Raw genomic sequence first — 15665 nt, 5'->3', positions numbered from 1 at the left:
TGATTTCTCCCTCTCCCCCCTCCATCCCTCTACACTTCCTGCATTTCCTACACGGCAAAAAACGCTTGTAAGTCATTGATTGTTACATGCTAAGTTATTAATTTTAAACGTGTAGGAAAAACTTCCTGCAAACTTCCTGCATTTCCTACACGCCAGAATAATTAAGTGCATGATTATTTTAATTTTGTCAGTTTTGCGCGTGCAGGAAGTGTTTCACTGTATTGGAAAGATTCATGCAAGTATGCAAGCCGATTGGTTTAGATTTTAATAATCATGTTTGTGTAAATAATGACTTATTTATAATGTTTTTTTCTAACTGTTCGTCTTGCTCTTAGTCAAATCGACGGCAGGCGAACGGTAGCGCGTTGCAGGATCGTCCGAAGTTTCGGCATCCGTTTGTAGGGAACTTTGATCAACACCAGAAGCCATGTTGTCAGCACCCACCATGCTACCACCAATGGTACTTGAAACCACTGAAGGCTCACCCAACCCACCAACAGTAGCAGCCTGAACCACGCTGGAACCAACCACAGTCCCCGCCAAATCAGGGCTTGCTGTAACACTTTGAGCAGCACTAACAGTAGGTACTTGATTCATGGAACCGCCAGATGCCCCACTCTCAGAACGCAAATACCCCGCCGAACTAACAGGAGCAGCACCAGAGCCAGATGACGTATTCCCCACAGAAACCGATTCACTTTTTGCAGTAGAAACTTGTGCATCAGCACTAGACGCAACCGATGAAGAAGCCGAAGGCGAAACAGCCGCCACCTCCATGATTCCTTTTGTAGTAGAACCTTGTGCATCAGCACCAATGGAAGAACCCATAGAAGAAGTCATGTTGTCAGCCCCAACCATTGACCCAATAGCATTGGATGAATTGCCGCCTGAAGAATTGGAAGTCCCTGCGCTTTGATCCGCACCCGTCATTCCTTTTGCAGTAGAGACTTGTTCATCAGCACTAGACGCAGCCGAAGGCGAAGAAGCCGCAACACCAGAAGCCATATTGCCACTACCCACCATACCGCCAGCAATACCACTAGCAGCAGACGTAGGCGCTACCCCAGATTCACTTTTTGCAGTAGAACTTTCAGCACCACCACCAAAACTCGGCACACCGCCCCGCGTTAAATCCACCGCAGGCGAACGGTAGCGAGTTGCCGGGTTATCAGACTCACCCGCACCACCCGCAGCCGCTACCCCGGACGCATCCCAAGACCACGAACCGCCATCATCCGCCCCAAACTCATGCTCTTTACCGCCAACCTTAGACGTATCCCAAGAAGCAGCACCCGCCCCAGCCTCAGAACCACCTGCGTCACCATCACCACCAAAATCATGGGAAGCATTTTCAGCCTCTTCCGGCCCTGTTCCTTGTTTTGTAGTAGGATCACCCGCCCCAAAACTGCCACCCGTCGCAGACCCACCAATATGGTCATTACCCGACGACGTACCGCCGTACAAACCACTACCGCCGGTACGTTGCTGGCGCATGTGTTGCGCCATTGAAGCCATCATGCCGCCGCTGGAAGCGTTGAAGTCACCCATAATCCGATTACCCAGCACCTCAGCACCCGCATTGGCTAGATTGCTCATTGCGTTGGCGGCTTTGTATTGGTAGCCAGAACTGCTCCCCGGCATTCCCTCAGAGTTTTTCAGCGCCTCGCGGATTGCTAATTCAGCTCCAACAGAACCGCTTGCCACCGATGCGGCGGCTGAACCAGTCTGTCCGAATGAACTCATAACAGCAGCAGAACCTTGCTGCTCTGTTTTGCCAAGGCTTGCGCCTGACAACAATCCCTGTACTGTATCTGGCAGTTGCCACACCAGAACCAACATCAATAACACGACACCAACCACCGATAACATATCGTTAAATGTTTCAGGTTTGCTATCTGCTGCCCACGAATTAATGAAATTCTCGCCGGTCGCTACAATCAAATACATGACAAACAGTTTCATTCCCGTTGCCATTGTGTAGGTGATGTAACGTTTTGCGTAATCCCCAGTCCATTGATTACCGCCAAACCCCAACAGAATGACTCCAGCAGCCGTGACGGTATACATTTCCAGAGTAACCAAAAATGCCTTGGCAGCGATCAGCACGTATAAAACAACAATAATAACACCCAAGATACCCGCCACTATGACCGTGAATCCCGAACTGACCTCGTACATTGTGCCCGCGAGATCGACACCCCGCGCCAGTATTTGGCTAATGTTGGGTGATACAGAAGAACCTCCTGCCTCTCCAGCCAGCCAAATCCAACCATTGATCAATCTGCTGGTAAGGTCGGGCGCATTCTGGATCAGCCAATAGAAAAAGCCCGCAAATAGAATCATACGAACCAGTTCAACCGTTAATTCCTGAATGTCAGTACCCCGCAGCAGCATAAAACTAGCCTGCCAAATAAATGAGATGGTCGCTAACGTTACCAACAACCACCCCGCCACCTGTTGCAAAGGCCCTACCCAATTTGAAACAGCGTCATAAAAACTGTTTTGTAGGTCATTGACTGTCGCCACAAGATCAGCAGCAAAACCAATTGAGGGCAGTACCCATATGCTGCTGGTCAATACCAACAAAATCACGATATTTTTTATTTTCATTGTCATTGTTAGAGCCTATGTGGGTTTTATTTGAATTGGAACGTTGGTACTACCCGTTCAGCATTATTAGGATCAACAGTGATTTTATTCCCCGCTCCCGTCCGCCCTTTAAAACGCTCCTCTTCAGCGAGTGCTGCCGCCTGCCGATCCTCGTCCGCCGCAATTTTTGCCGCCTGCATTTGCATATTACTAGCAGTCAACTGGCGCATCTTGTTCAGGCTCGCCACCTGTTGCGCCGCAATGCCGCCAGCCGCTTGCAAAATTTCGTTTGTACCTTCGGCACTAGAGAGTTGCCCCTCAAGACCTTCAAGCAATGCCGCCTCACTATCAAACATTGAATTCTGCAAGTTCGCCGCTTTCAGGGATGCAAGCACTGTATCTTGTGTAGTCATAGTAAGGGATTGGTGCTGATCAACCCATTCCTGACGAGTCATCGGAGCGTCATAACCAAATGCCCCTTTAAAAGCGGTATTAAAATCGCCTTCAATATTTGCTGCTGCATAACTTAAAGCGTTGCCAGCTTGGACAATAGCCTGTAATTTCATGACATCCGCTTTCAAGCCAGTTTTTGCAAAATCCGGCAATGTCTTTAAATTTGTTAACATGGTTTCTGTTTGCTTGATGGACTCCAGCAAGTTTTTCGCTTCCTGCCCATAAATAGCAATCAACTCGGCGTTATTCGCCAACTGAGTCCATTCTTTAGCACCAGTCAAGGCACTAACTCCACCACCAGCAGCATAGGAATGTAATGGCAAAGCGCTTAACGATAAAGCTACTGAAAAGTAAATAGGTAATATTTTTGAGGTATTCATAAAAATCCTTGTTTATTTAAAAATGCGGGAATCTGGAAAATTAATGAGATGATCGCCACTTTTATCAATTTCAAATTTACGATGGGTTAAGTTCAACCAGCCAACACCACCACCGTCACCAACAAACTCGCAACACTCAACATCGCAGCACCAAGATTCACCCAGCCCCATTTTTGGAGTAACTGAACCTTATCATCCAGCGCAATTAGATAAGACTGCCGTTCCTTAACCAACATATCCTCAAAGCGCTGCTGAATCCCCCCGTGTTCTACCTTCAAGGCGTTCAGCGTTTGGATTGCCAAGCGCTCACCCGCCAAGCGCGTAGCCTGCTGCTGCCGTTCTGCAATCTCATCCAAATTAACCTGCAACCCATCCAATGTTTGAAAAATAATGTTTTGATACTGATTTATTATAATGTCATGAATAGCCAATATGGAAAAAACCGGGTCTTTTTCTGTCAACATAATGCCATGTTTGCTTGCTAAATCAGAAATCATTGCTTTTTTATCAATTTGCATAATTAACCACTCGTCCCACCAAAGATAACGGAAAGCTGGGAAAATACTTGCTTTCTGAAGCGATGAATCCGGCTTTTATTCATGATTCCGAAAATGGAGCCATCTTTAAAGCCTGCAACCTCGTCAAAGGTTAATCGTTCGGTTTGCATGGTGCTAATATCCCGCTCAAACAAATCTGGCTGTTTAGGTAATGTGACAATCCCAAAGACCCGATGTTTATTGTCTTGATATGCCTTCATTTCCTCGAATGGCTTGCCGTTTGCTATTATTTCACCGTGATAATGATTCAGCCAAACAATAATGTCTGTTTCTACGGGGAATTGTTCGGAAATCTCCTTGAAGCCTTGCAACGTAGTTAATAGATTAGATTCGCCGGAGATAATGACATGGACAACAATCCTCACTCCATTATCATGCAGTATGTTTATAACATCATTTTCGACCAAGTAGCTTGACAAAGGAATAAAGCTTGAAGCGCCGTTATCAACAATTATTTCATAACCCTCATGTTCAAGTATAAGCTCAATTAGTTTGTCAAATTTTGACTGATCAATGTTGGTGCTATCTTTAGCAAGTAGGTGTATCTCGTGAACATTAAGTGATTTATAAGCTGCCAATGTTTTATTAACTGGGTCGGTATCAACTGGGAGAGTGTTGCAGCCGGAGTCGATACGATGTTGTGTTAGTAAGGAGGCTATAAGGCTTTTCCCTACTCCGCCTTTGCCCTGCAATATAAAATGTACCGTAGTATTCATGTGTTGACCTTAAGGATATTGTAAAATGTTAAACGAGAGATTCTTTTTCTGGCTTGTCATTGCTGCGCCACTTTTTATTTTTCCTTGCATCTTCTGCTTCTGCATTGATCGGGGAGTTAACACCAACCCCGCGAGGCAATCTTTCCTGTTTGGCTATAGCACCTTCATGAACATTGGTATTAACGGAAAGCGGCTTTTCCTTTTCCAAAGTAGTTCTATCGGCAATGGAGTTCTTTAATTCTCGATGTGGCTGATCAAGTGCATGTTCTTCTTTTGCCGTTATGTATTGGTACACATACGTTGCAAATCCGCTGTACTTGATAAAGATTTTTCCTTTGGCGTAAAGATGCTCCCAGATGCGTTTTATAGAATACCCCTCATCCAAAGCCGCTTTGATTTCCTCTTTGTGAGCGATAAACAAGCGCTTACCATGCCCTTTTATTTTATGGGCAGATGACGACTGTTTGTCTTCTTGCTTAATTTCGTCCACCAAGGACATTGGATGCCTCTTTTTTTGTATTCATGGGTTTGATGGAATCTAGCCTACTACTTACTTTGTAAGTCATCAATAGAATTTATGGAAGGTACTGGATAATAAACGGAAAATTTGGTTTTAAATGGGTTTATTCTGTTTTGTAGTGTTCCGAACTGGATTAGTAATGTAACCTGAGTTCGGGATAAGCCATCCCTCAATTTAGATCACAACCAATGCTGATGTTTTTAAATCCAGTGCTGGTTTTTTATCTTGATAGGCATATGACACCAAGCCAGCAATGATGTTAATCATATAGTTAGTGAGTGAACGGTGGCGTGAATGCTCAATTTGTGAAATATTTTTCAACTGATCATTGATGGTTTCGATGATGCTCCGTTTACGCAACATCAGTGTATCGAACGTGTCACGCGCCACGGGTTTCATGTTTTTCTTCAGCGAGGTAATCCATTCAACCCCTTGCTCTGCCAACGATTCTGTCAATGCCTTGGAAATGTAGCCACGATCACCAAAGACTTTGCCGACCACTTTTTTCAGCAACGTGGGAACGGGCTTACGGTCATCGGTATTACCCGAAGTAATGGCAAACGATAAAATATTGCCGCAGTCATCCACGACCAAATGAAGTTTGAACCCATAAAACCAGCCTGTTGACGATTTACCCCGCCTGCGTCTTTGCGAAAGGTGTGATGACGTGGAATACGCAAATTTTCACAGACTTTCAAGGGGTAGAGTCTATGAAGGCAATACCTCGCCCCGTTTCACAGCGTTGCTGCATAAACAGGGTTAGTGGCAAAAGAACACGCGGCATTAACTCAATAAAACGTTGATAACTAGGGAGTTGCGGGAAATGACCCTTAAGAAATACTTTGACATGACGCTCATAATACCACTTGAAAGTACGATACCCCACTTGGTGGTAATGCACCAAAATCGTCATGATTTCACTATCGCCAAGACCACTGTGGCGACGACGATGCCCGCCTTTCGGGGTCAATAACGTTTTGTTCCATTCGGGATGAAAGTCCTGACAAAAATCGTCAATGGCACAGAATAACCGTGTTAGCATCTCAGTAGCAGCCTTTGGTGGGGTCAATGTTGTGTGTGGTTACTCACATTCTCCCATGAAAGGCTGCGCCTTACCTTATCCCGAACTCAGGTTAATGTAACTAACTGTACTGATGCTAGATTTTTCCAGAACATCGGAAACCATTTCAAATTCCGAAAAATATCCGTTATCTATACGAAATATTACTGCCATACAGAGATGGCAAGATGTGTATTTGCTATACCGCCACAAGTGACGGCACAGCAAATACTAGGTAACTTATTCGCCTGCGGCTCAACGATCTTGCCCTAGCGGGAGTGAGCGCCACAGGCAGGGAGCGGCAATGGGTTCAGAAACCAGAAAGAAAACAGTATTGGTCATGGTGCGCGTGACACCAGAGGAACGGGAAGAGATTGCCGCCCTAGCAGCAACCTGCTCCTTGTCCGTGCCAGAATTCATGCGCCGGATGGCACTCAGCTACACCCCTAAATCCACGTTGGATGCACAAGCCATTATCGAAATGGCTAAGATCAATGGGGATATGGGGCGGGTAGTCGGCTTATTAAAATTATGGCTATCCACTGAATCAAAAAAGAATGAAGCCTTTAACTATAGCATTCCAAAATTAGTAAATGAGTTAACGGCGTTAAAAGACTTGTTAAAGCAAAAAGTCATGCGGTTATAATAAATGAAGCAGAATAAAGTTTTACTACAAAAAAGAAGGGGGCATTTTTAGCACCCTTCTATCCTGCCATATTTTGATGTGTTATTGAGTCTGTTCAATTCTATTGTTATGGAAATATAGATAAACGAGTCCTAAAGGAGCAATTGCCCATGAAAACGCCCAACATAACAACATAGTGACCGCTTTGGTAGAGAAATACAGAACAGCGTTAAAAAAAATAATATTTTTCCCTAAAATGAAATCAATGATGGTTTCATAGACGAATCTAGAGTATGGATAGAGAAATGTTGCTAATATAATCAATAAAACAGGAATCAGCGGATTGATTCTTCCTACAGAAACTACAAAAGCAGTTGCAGCAGCACCGATAAGTCCACCGAAAAATAACTGTCTCAGAAAATATTGACGTGTCAATCCACCGAATGTTTTTTTAATAACAGGGTGCATAGTGCCTCCTCAATGATGAATAAAATTATTTGATTATTAATACATCAATTTGACTGATTATGTCAATCACAATATACGTGAATTTTTCATCAAATCAACATAAACTATTGATTTTACTTGTGACCTCAGTCATCAACATGGCAGAACTGAAAAAATTGCAGGAACAGCGCCAGCCCGTACCGCCTTCACCAGCCAATCCCAAGACCCGCACCACCACCATACAGACTACCCGCCCGCGTGGTGGTGATGGTCGGTAAAAAGTTTTACTACAAAAAAAGGTCGCAAGTAAAATCAATGGCTTATGATAATGTTGATTGTCTTTGTCTTTCCCCTGCGCCTTTCAAGATCGTGAGGAATTTCAATGACTTATGTTTATGTTTATGTTGAGTGTTCTTGCTTTTCCCCTACGCCTTTCAAGATCGTGAGGAATTTCAATGACTTGTCTGTTTAAGTGCTCCAAGTAATGCCGCATTTTGTACCCGCAACGCTTCCAATTCACCCCGCAATCCCGCCGCATCTTCGCGGGTAGCCCTCGCGGCTTGTAGAGCTTGCTCCCGTTCCGCTTGCGCTTGGGTAAGGCGCTCGTTCATCCGTTGAATCTCGGTGGCACTACGTTCCTGTAGGGCTTGTTGCTGCTGCTGTGCCGCTTGCGCTTGGGTTTGCGCATGGGTGAGTTCCAGTGTCAGACGTACCCCGTTGGCTACTTCGGTTTGTAGGGCTTTTTCAGTGGTGTTGAGCTGGTCTTGCAGGGCTTGGGTTTCGTTGGCGTGGCGTTCCCGCTGCGCTTTGTTTTCAGCATGAGCGTGTTGTAGTTCCGCTTTTAGATCGTCGGCACGTTTGGTGGTTTCTTCTGCCCGTGCTTCAGTGGTTGCCAGTTGGCGGGTAAGAGTGGCGTTTTCCTGCCGTAGCTGTTCAAGCGCGGCATTGGCGGTCTGTAGATCGCTCACGACTTGCTTGCAGTTCGATTGCAGGGTTTCCAGCTCTACGCTCAGTTGGTCGGCTAATTCGGTGGCTTCCTGTTGTGCGGTTTCGACCTGAATACGGGTGGCTTCCAGTGCCTCACGTTCAGTGGTGAGGCGTGTATTGGCAAGTTCCAAGGCTACCGCCCATATATCAGCGCCCAATTCCTCTAGGCGGGTGGCTACCGCTGGTGGAGCAGGTTCACGTATCAGGGTGTTGGTGGTGTGTTGTTTGGCTTTCCACTCCTTCAAACCCTCGTTGATGGTGGTGTAGCTGCCACCGCCTAGCAGTTTGCGTACTGCTGCCATTGTCGCGGATTCACCGGCTGCGGTGAGCTGGTCAGCGGCTTGGAAAATCTGGTCTTTGGTAATCGCCATGTGTAACGCCTCTGTATAATGTAGTATTTTGTATAATACTACTATTTACTACATTATACAATTATTGCCTTTGTTTTGCCTGCTTTTCGCTCTGCCAAAATCCTGCCACGGGGTTGAGGGGTGGCAAAATCACTCGTCAGAACTGGGAAAACGCCTGCCAAAAGCCTGCCGTTTTCCTGCCAAACCGTTTTTACCCCCAAAACCCGCCTTTTTTGCTATGGAGGGTGTATGGAGGCACGTTGGAGGTATGTTGAATTGCTTGGAGGTACTCTGAAGGTTTTGTGCGGTGCTATGGAGGGGCGGTTACGATCTTCTTTTTGTAGTACACAAACTATTGAGGGGCGTGAATATCAGAAGGTGTGGTTTTACCCAATGTTAAACCGTGGTTGCTAATCTAGTAGCCACTTGTTGCCCCCAAGAGTGAAGTTGCAACGCTGGATACTGTTTTGCAACCATGCCATCCACAGTACGGAGCAATAGACTTGGGGAGTGATCATCAACTGAGTTATCGAAGAAATATCCACGGTCAGCTAACCTTGCAGCCTCCACCCCATTGGCAATGGAGCGGAAATAGCGGGCAACAATCTTATCTGCTGGTACGGTATGCCCGCCTTCCACAACCCGCTGGGCGATACGTGCCACATTGATGTATGGCGTATCCGTCGCAATGAAGAAGAAACGCACAAAAAACCCCGCATCTTTGGCGCGTTGGATGAATTCCACCTTATCAGGCACAGAAAGTACGGTTTCAAAAATGAAGTCACGCCCTTCACGCAAGCAGCGTTCACGCCAGTCCTCTGCATACTGAGCAGCTTTCAGCACCGTTTCGCGGTCGTTCCAGTCACCAAAGACATCACGGGCGATATTGTCGGGGTTGATGTAATCACAGCCTTGCGCCCATTTATCCAGCAGAATTTCACTTGTTACCGACGTTTTACCTGAGCCATTCGGCCCGGCAATGATGATCAACCTTGGTTTCATGCTAGACCTCAGCTTGCTTTCGTGTGGTGAAAGTAGGCTTCAGCTTGCAACATGGCGGCGGTAAGATCGTCGTTCAACTTACGTTGAGCAATAGCTTTACGTTCCATCACCGCTTTGATCATTCGTTGAGTGATTGCTTCTAACTGCTCATCAGAAATATCGTCTTCTGGCAAATCGACGGGTTGTTTAGGCTCTGTCATGGTTATAAAACTTATCCTTCGTTTGTGTGATCGCTCTCGTTTTGGCTAGATTGCCCGCCAGGAACAACGATACCTGCTTTGGCAAGTTGGTCACGGACAGTTTGCGCTACGAGTTCTTTCATAAATTCATCAGCATAGCTATCAAACTTAGACCCGTCATATTTCTGCTCTTGTAGGTTTTCTGGGTCTGAGAAAGGGTAAGCAGTTTGTTTCATTTTCAGGTAGCCATCCCGCACCCGCCTATCCAATATAGCTCCTATTGAAACAGTCCTGCCCTCTGACATCTTCAAAGCTTCTGCTTCTGAAGATAGGTCGTCAAGAAGTAACCCAGTAAGCCGCTTGTCGAAAGCTAGCTGTAACCTGTAGTTAAGAGCCTCTTCAAACGTTTGACTCCATCTGGACGACTCACCTTCCAACAGGGAATACACGGCAGGATCGAGAATCTGTTTCCACTCGGCTGTGGGTCGGGGAAGTAGAGAGTCCTCAAGCCGCATAGAAATTTCTGCGTGCAATGACCGACCGTTAGCCTTGGCTATGGCTTCGAGCTTTGCGCGTGTTTCAGGTTCAAGGCGCAAGGGATAAGAGGGCAACTGCTGATATTCTTTTTTCATCGTATTTATTCTCTAAGAAGATTCTTATTGAATCAAAGAATTTAGTTGACACTTTAAGATTCTGAATCTAAGATTCTTTTAAGTTCTTTGAAGGGGAAGCATAATGAAAGAAATGCAACAGAAATCATATCCGCTACGGCTTGAGCCAGAGTTAAAACAGTGGGTTAAGGAGAAAGCTAAAGCAGAAGATCGCAGCTTTAATGCGCAAATTAATCGTTTTATCAAAAAGATTAAGGAGATAGAGGAGGTAACAGAACAGAAGCAGGCGGCGTAAGCCATAACCCAACCCAATGGAGACACCAGTAATGAGCTTTGCACTAACCACAACTGGCGGAAACGCCCAAACCATGACCCTGAAAGAAATCACCGATCTGTTAGACGTTCGCCATGACAAGGCAATGTTGAAGGTAGCGGCAATGGCTGAAAGTCCTGATTTTGGCACGGTGTCCATTTTGGACATCGTATACAACGACAAGGGACAGACCACAAAAACCTACCAACTGAACAAGCGCCAATCCATCGCAGTATCAGCACGGTTAAACACTTCCCTTCTCATGCGGATTGTCGACCGCTGGCAGGAACTCGAAGAGCAACAGTATTCCCTTGCATCAGCGGCAATTAATGCCGTAGCAAGCCTTCGGGCAAGCATGGCGAATGCTGAGGAAGTGGCAAGCCGTCTTGAACGTGCGTTTTCCCATTGCACACCCGCACAACTCCCCCCACAAGATGAACGTGCGGCGGATGTAATCAAGTACCTGATGAAGCATAAAGAAATGACAGCGCGGCATTTTCAACAAACCAAGAGCAAGGCTAAACCGTGGGCATTAATACGCCCTAAATCAGCCATTGGGCAAGTAATGCGGGAAACCATCGCGGAACTTGAACAGAGAGGCGTGATAACCCGCATAGGTAGCAACATCACCCTGAATACAATTCACTGAAACGAAAACGCCCCAACAATGCGGGGCGCTTAAGGGTTGCAAGGTGGTGGAACACCAAACAGCCCACTTACTGACTACTTTGGAGATACCAGTAAATGAAACCGAATGATAACAACTTGCGCCCGTCCGTGCGCCCAAATTCAGACAATCTAACCAACATCACCGCCAAACACCGCGCCGCATTTGGGCGCTTACAGGATGTTTGCCAGCAAATCGAGGAACTGAAATCCGTCACATGGATGCTGGATGAAACCAGTACCCGGCTGGCTGATTGGAGCAAAGTCGTTTCCTCCGTGTCACTGGTACACCGTCAGGTGCAGGAACTTTCCTGTGCTATCGACCGAATCCACGACGATCTTGACGGGCTGTTCAGTTCGCGGACTAACGGGGGTGCAGCATGATTTTTGAAATCATCGACACCCCAGAACAGCCAACATCCCGGCAAATGCCCAAAATCCTGCGGAAGAAGGGGCGGCTAAACAAGGTTCAGCCAGTGGCAGCCATTGGCTGTGAGGGTGGCATTTCCGTTCCTGTGGTCGCCAGCAGTAATTATGGTCAATTCTCTGTCACTCGATACACCGACCGCCAGCACACAGATTTAACCCTGTATAGCCTGCTGGATCTGTTCATGGCGGAGCGCCGCCCCTCCACTTCCTACGTTGTTATGCTGGAAGCTGCTATCAAGCTTTTTGTCGAGGTGACGGGTGTTTGGTATATCCACCTGATTGAGCGTGAGCATTTTTTGCAGGTGAAAACGGAAATTCTGGATGTACGCAAAAACGCGGCGAATACCTATAACATCTGGGTGCGCCATTTCCGGGCGCTGCTCAATGCTGCCAAACCGTGGGGGTTTGATCTGAAGCCCATCATGGACGGCATTAAAACCATCGTCATCTACGATAACGCGCCCAAGGCCATCACCGACAGTTCGATAAAAACGGTAATGGAATGGCTGGACAGCCCCGGCAACCTCGCTGTATTTCCTGCATGGTTTTGGAAAGTACTGATTCGGACGCTGTATTACACCGGTATGCGTCGTCGTCAGGTTGTTGGGTTGACGTGGGGCGATATTCACCTCAAAAGCGGCATCATCCACCTGCAAGCGGCGCACTCCAAAACCAAACGCGGCTGGGACATTCCCCTACCCGACCAGTTAATAGCGGGATTTTCCGAACTGCAACGCAAAACCGAAGAGGCATTGCGCCGTAGCATCTATCTGGATGACCAGGTGTTTAATGTGACTCTGTTTAACAACCGCTACCGCACTGACGGCAACATCGCCAAAACGATGACCGTAGACCACGTTTCCGGCGGTTTCAAACGCATTGGCAAGCTGGCGGGCGTAGAAATCAGTCCCCACCGTTTCCGCCATGCGTTTGCTACCAAACTGGCTAACGGTGATGGCGGCATAGAGGGTATCAAGGAGGTGCAGCGGTTGCTAGGGCATACCAACCTATCCACGACAATGGGTTATATCCAAGTCAATATGGGCAAAATGCGCAACATGATGGGGGGGCTTGGCAATGACATCTAAGCCTAACAACCGTGTGCCGGTGCAAATCAGCGTGACCTCTGATGCAGAGGATGGGATGTGGCTCGTTGCGCTGTGCAATGACGGCACACTCTGGCGGATTCCAGCACTGAACGATTACCCAGAGGCGGAGGGTTGGCAGCAATACCCGCCCATTCCACAGCCACGGGATAAAACCTTTCATTAACCACTAACGTTGTTGGGATCAGAAGAGGGGTAACTGTAAAAAGTTACCCCTTTCTTTTTGTAGTACACCTTTTACTGATCGCCACCACCCAGGAGGGCGGTTTGCCTTATCTTTTTCGGTTTCCCTGCTCCTTCCTTCTTAGGTTTCTCTAAGAAGATTCTTATTGAATCAAAGAATTTAGTTGACACTTTAAGATTCTGAATCTAAGATTCTTTTAAGTTCTTTGACGAGGAAGCATAATGAAAGAAACGCAACAGAAATCATATCCGCTACGGCTTGAGCCAGAGTTAAAACAGTGGGTTAGGGAGAAAGCTAAAGCAGAAGATCGCAGCTTTAATGCGCAAATTAATCGTTTTATCAAAAAGATTAAGGAGATAGAGGAACAACAGAAACAGCAAGTCGCATAAATAATAGTAGCCCTACCTCAATGCTTCCAACACTGAGGCAGGACTTCACTTTCAATTTGTTAAGGAAACTGAAAATGCAAAACGATAATAGCAAATTACGCTCGACTGAGCGCCCCTCATCAAACAAATACGCACCACTAACCCTACGAATCGTGGCAGCCATTACCAGTGCCACCAGTGCAGCAGCAGCGTACCCAGCAGCGGCTAACCTGTTTGGCATGTTCCCCGGTGGTGTGATGGTTGCCAGCAGTGCAGCGGCAATTTATGCAGGCTGGCACATCGTCGCCACCTCTGAAAACACCGATCACCGTATTGTATCCGGCGCAATGGCTTCCGTTTTCGCGGTGGCAATGGTCGCAGGCATTCATACCAGTAGCGAACTGAAAACCGCTACACACACAACTAGCGCAGCGACCGAAGCCGACACCCTGTACATGAATCAGGAATCAACCCGCATGGCGACACTGGCAACCGTGGCGGCTGAATTGCGGGCGACACAGAAAAGTAAGTACCCGGCGGAATATGCCGCGTTACAAGCGCAGGTCGATAAACTTTCAACACCTACCCCACGGGTAGAGACCGCTACCCAAACCGCTACCGCTACAACGGGCGGCATCTACCCGTGGGTAGTGGCGGGCTTGCTAGAGGTCGTTAGCCCCGCTTTATTGCTACTCGCGGGCATGTTTCGCCGCAACTCTAAGTTATTGATTCAAGAGACCTCTACCCCAGTCTCTACCCTCTCTACCCAAACCGCTACCCCTGACCGCTACCCTCTACCCCTAGCAGTAGAGGAGGTAGAGGCAGCCGCTACCCCAGTCATTTCTACTCCGTATGAATTGCTGGCAGCAATGCAGGTGCGAGAAGACCCTAACGGTTTTGTCACCGTTGCCATGATTCGGGCGGCGGCGTTTGGTTGCACGGAATGGCAAGCAAAGCAGGCAATCAAGGAGGCGTGGGCGGCGGGCATTTTGGAAAAATCCGGTGAAGGCGGCTCAACACGCTACCGCTACAGCAACAAACTGAGGATCGTGAAATGAGCTTAATACGTGCAACCAATGGGAGTATTTCCAACATCGTCGGGCTTGGTTTGATGGTAGCAGGCGGCGCGTCAGCGTTGTCGGTAATGGTCGGTGGTAGCCCAATCCTGAATTTCCCCGGTAATGAAGTCGCCGATTTTGCGTTTGGAGCAGCGACAGCGGGTACGGGATTTCTTGTGTTAAAGGAGGGTTCTGCGGTAGCCGCATGGCTGGCGGTGGTGGTGGTGGCTGGTGCGATAGGGTACGCGGGATTAACCGTCAATACCGATCAAGCGGGGCGCATGGCTGGCGCGTTGGTAAATGCCGCCAAAACCGGCGCAACCAGTGCAGCGGATGGCGTGGCTGATAGCACTAGCAGCACCAGCCAATACCGTGCCATTCGCCAACTGACAGCCGCCGAAGCCGCCGAATGTGACGCTAACCTGAAGTGGACGCGCACGGAATCCGGGCGGCGCAATTGCTCCATTGCCAGTGATGGCAACCGTTGGGTATGGAGTGATGAATAATGAGCTTAGCCACCTATTTCAGCCCTGTTGCAACGTGGACGGTTTCCATTGCCCTGGGCGTGGCAATCATCCCGCCAATGTATCAGGGTTTCGTGGTCGGTGGCGGTTCCAACCTTCTTGAACAAGCGCGTCAAGAGGTGGCTTACCTGTTTTCGTGGGCAAAGCCTAGCGCATTCCGCAAGCCATTAGAGGGCGGTGTGGTCGTAACCTCACCGTTCGGAATGCGCACACATCCCAAAACAGGCAAGTACACCATGCATAACGGCAAGGATTACCGCTGCAACGTTGGGCAACCCGTGGGCGCTATTGCCGATGGTGTTATCAATTTTGCAGGCATGGCGGGGCATTCCGGTTTGCTGGTAGCAATCGACCATGCAGACGGGATGCAGTCACTCTATGCACATCTTTCAGCCACAGAAAGCAAACCCGGTGCGCAGGTAAGGGCAGGGGATGTTGTCGGCGCTTGTGGCAATACCGGGCGTTCTACTGGACCACATTTGCACCTAGGTTTAAAGCAACACGGGCAATTTATCGACCCGACTACTAAGGGACTCTAAGC

At 47.8% G+C, this 15665-nt stretch carries 20 protein-coding genes and 1 pseudogene; 10 read left to right on the top strand and 11 right to left on the bottom strand.

The features are described from left to right. Nucleotides 1-312: 312 nt before the first annotated feature. From trbL to L2Y54_RS21985, 6 genes and pseudogenes are all read right to left on the bottom strand, one after another. A complete protein-coding gene (gene trbL / locus L2Y54_RS16510; protein ID WP_236497711.1) occupies nucleotides 313-2616 on the bottom strand; it encodes a P-type conjugative transfer protein TrbL in 2304 nt (767 codons plus the stop codon). 20 nt (nucleotides 2617-2636) lie between these two features. Then, nucleotides 2637-3422 carry a P-type conjugative transfer protein TrbJ gene (gene trbJ / locus L2Y54_RS16505; protein ID WP_236497709.1) on the bottom strand — a complete coding sequence of 262 codons (786 nt, stop codon included), beginning with the start codon at nucleotides 3420-3422 and terminating at the stop codon, nucleotides 2637-2639. Between the two features lie 92 nt (nucleotides 3423-3514). Continuing rightward, nucleotides 3515-3940 carry a hypothetical protein gene (locus L2Y54_RS16500; RefSeq protein ID WP_236497707.1) on the bottom strand — a complete coding sequence of 142 codons (426 nt, stop codon included), beginning with the start codon at nucleotides 3938-3940 and terminating at the stop codon, nucleotides 3515-3517. A gap of 2 nt (nucleotides 3941-3942) precedes the next feature. Then, nucleotides 3943-4695 carry a nucleotide-binding protein gene (locus L2Y54_RS16495; RefSeq protein ID WP_236497705.1) on the bottom strand — a complete coding sequence of 251 codons (753 nt, stop codon included), beginning with the start codon at nucleotides 4693-4695 and terminating at the stop codon, nucleotides 3943-3945. Between the two features lie 28 nt (nucleotides 4696-4723). Beyond that, nucleotides 4724-5194 (bottom strand): TraK family protein, encoded by a 471-nt coding sequence (locus L2Y54_RS16490; protein ID WP_236497704.1) that lies wholly within the window; start codon nucleotides 5192-5194, stop codon nucleotides 4724-4726. Between the two features lie 195 nt (nucleotides 5195-5389). Further along, nucleotides 5390-6257, bottom strand: a pseudogene (locus tag L2Y54_RS21985) (IS982 family transposase). Nucleotides 6258-6579: 322 nt separating this feature from the next. Here L2Y54_RS21985 and L2Y54_RS16475 point away from each other — a divergent pair. Beyond that, nucleotides 6580-6921, top strand: a complete 342-nt coding sequence (locus L2Y54_RS16475; protein WP_236497703.1) for a plasmid mobilization protein — start codon at nucleotides 6580-6582, stop codon at nucleotides 6919-6921. An 81-nt stretch (nucleotides 6922-7002) separates the two neighbouring features. Here L2Y54_RS16475 and L2Y54_RS16470 read toward each other — a convergent pair whose 3' ends face one another. From L2Y54_RS16470 to L2Y54_RS16450, 5 genes are all read right to left on the bottom strand, one after another. Further along, entirely contained in the window at nucleotides 7003-7368 is a 366-nt protein-coding gene (locus L2Y54_RS16470) for a hypothetical protein (protein WP_236497702.1), read from the bottom strand. Nucleotides 7369-7799: 431 nt separating this feature from the next. Further along, nucleotides 7800-8705: a DNA-binding protein gene (locus L2Y54_RS16465; protein WP_236497701.1), complete on the bottom strand. Its 906-nt coding sequence runs from the start codon at nucleotides 8703-8705 to the stop codon at nucleotides 7800-7802. Between the two features lie 375 nt (nucleotides 8706-9080). Continuing rightward, on the bottom strand, nucleotides 9081-9686 hold the full coding sequence (locus tag L2Y54_RS16460) for an ATPase (RefSeq protein WP_236497700.1): 606 nt from the start codon (nucleotides 9684-9686) through the stop codon (nucleotides 9081-9083). Between the two features lie 8 nt (nucleotides 9687-9694). Then, nucleotides 9695-9886, bottom strand: a complete 192-nt coding sequence (locus tag L2Y54_RS16455) for a hypothetical protein (protein WP_236497699.1) — start codon at nucleotides 9884-9886, stop codon at nucleotides 9695-9697. A gap of 11 nt (nucleotides 9887-9897) precedes the next feature. Continuing rightward, nucleotides 9898-10497 (bottom strand): TraY domain-containing protein, encoded by a 600-nt coding sequence (locus L2Y54_RS16450; protein ID WP_236497698.1) that lies wholly within the window; start codon nucleotides 10495-10497, stop codon nucleotides 9898-9900. 103 nt (nucleotides 10498-10600) lie between these two features. On the opposite strand from L2Y54_RS16450, the gene L2Y54_RS16445 reads away from it, so the two are divergent. The 9 genes from L2Y54_RS16445 to L2Y54_RS16405 all read left to right on the top strand — a co-directional run bounded on the left by L2Y54_RS16445 (nucleotide 10601) and on the right by L2Y54_RS16405 (nucleotide 15663). Continuing rightward, on the top strand, nucleotides 10601-10771 hold the full coding sequence (locus L2Y54_RS16445; protein WP_236497697.1) for a hypothetical protein: 171 nt from the start codon (nucleotides 10601-10603) through the stop codon (nucleotides 10769-10771). A gap of 31 nt (nucleotides 10772-10802) precedes the next feature. Continuing rightward, nucleotides 10803-11438 (top strand): Rha family transcriptional regulator, encoded by a 636-nt coding sequence (locus L2Y54_RS16440; RefSeq protein ID WP_236497696.1) that lies wholly within the window; start codon nucleotides 10803-10805, stop codon nucleotides 11436-11438. A 95-nt stretch (nucleotides 11439-11533) separates the two neighbouring features. Beyond that, nucleotides 11534-11839 carry a hypothetical protein gene (locus L2Y54_RS16435; RefSeq protein WP_236497695.1) on the top strand — a complete coding sequence of 102 codons (306 nt, stop codon included), beginning with the start codon at nucleotides 11534-11536 and terminating at the stop codon, nucleotides 11837-11839. Next, nucleotides 11836-12972 (top strand): tyrosine-type recombinase/integrase, encoded by a 1137-nt coding sequence (locus L2Y54_RS16430; protein ID WP_236497694.1) that lies wholly within the window; start codon nucleotides 11836-11838, stop codon nucleotides 12970-12972. The genes L2Y54_RS16435 and L2Y54_RS16430 overlap by 4 nt, the downstream gene beginning before the upstream one ends. Beyond that, nucleotides 12962-13156 (top strand): hypothetical protein, encoded by a 195-nt coding sequence (locus L2Y54_RS16425; protein ID WP_236497693.1) that lies wholly within the window; start codon nucleotides 12962-12964, stop codon nucleotides 13154-13156. Before L2Y54_RS16430 ends, L2Y54_RS16425 begins: the two co-directional genes overlap by 11 nt. Before the next feature lie 239 nt (nucleotides 13157-13395). After that, on the top strand, nucleotides 13396-13563 hold the full coding sequence (locus L2Y54_RS16420) for a hypothetical protein (RefSeq protein ID WP_236497692.1): 168 nt from the start codon (nucleotides 13396-13398) through the stop codon (nucleotides 13561-13563). A 74-nt stretch (nucleotides 13564-13637) separates the two neighbouring features. Continuing rightward, nucleotides 13638-14600, top strand: a complete 963-nt coding sequence (locus L2Y54_RS16415; protein ID WP_236497691.1) for a hypothetical protein — start codon at nucleotides 13638-13640, stop codon at nucleotides 14598-14600. Continuing rightward, the gene (locus L2Y54_RS16410; RefSeq protein WP_236497690.1) at nucleotides 14597-15106 is read left to right on the top strand and encodes a hypothetical protein; all 510 of its coding nucleotides are present in this window, start codon (nucleotides 14597-14599) and stop codon (nucleotides 15104-15106) included. The genes L2Y54_RS16415 and L2Y54_RS16410 overlap by 4 nt, the downstream gene beginning before the upstream one ends. Next, entirely contained in the window at nucleotides 15106-15663 is a 558-nt protein-coding gene (locus L2Y54_RS16405) for a M23 family metallopeptidase (protein ID WP_236497689.1), read from the top strand. The genes L2Y54_RS16410 and L2Y54_RS16405 overlap by 1 nt, the downstream gene beginning before the upstream one ends. The last annotated feature ends 2 nt before the right edge of the window (nucleotides 15664-15665 follow it).

Origin of the sequence: Thiothrix winogradskyi, from assembly GCF_021650935.1 — a bacterium.
Classification (GTDB): domain Bacteria; phylum Pseudomonadota; class Gammaproteobacteria; order Thiotrichales; family Thiotrichaceae; genus Thiothrix; species Thiothrix winogradskyi.
This window is presented reverse-complemented; position numbering and strand designations above follow the sequence as displayed.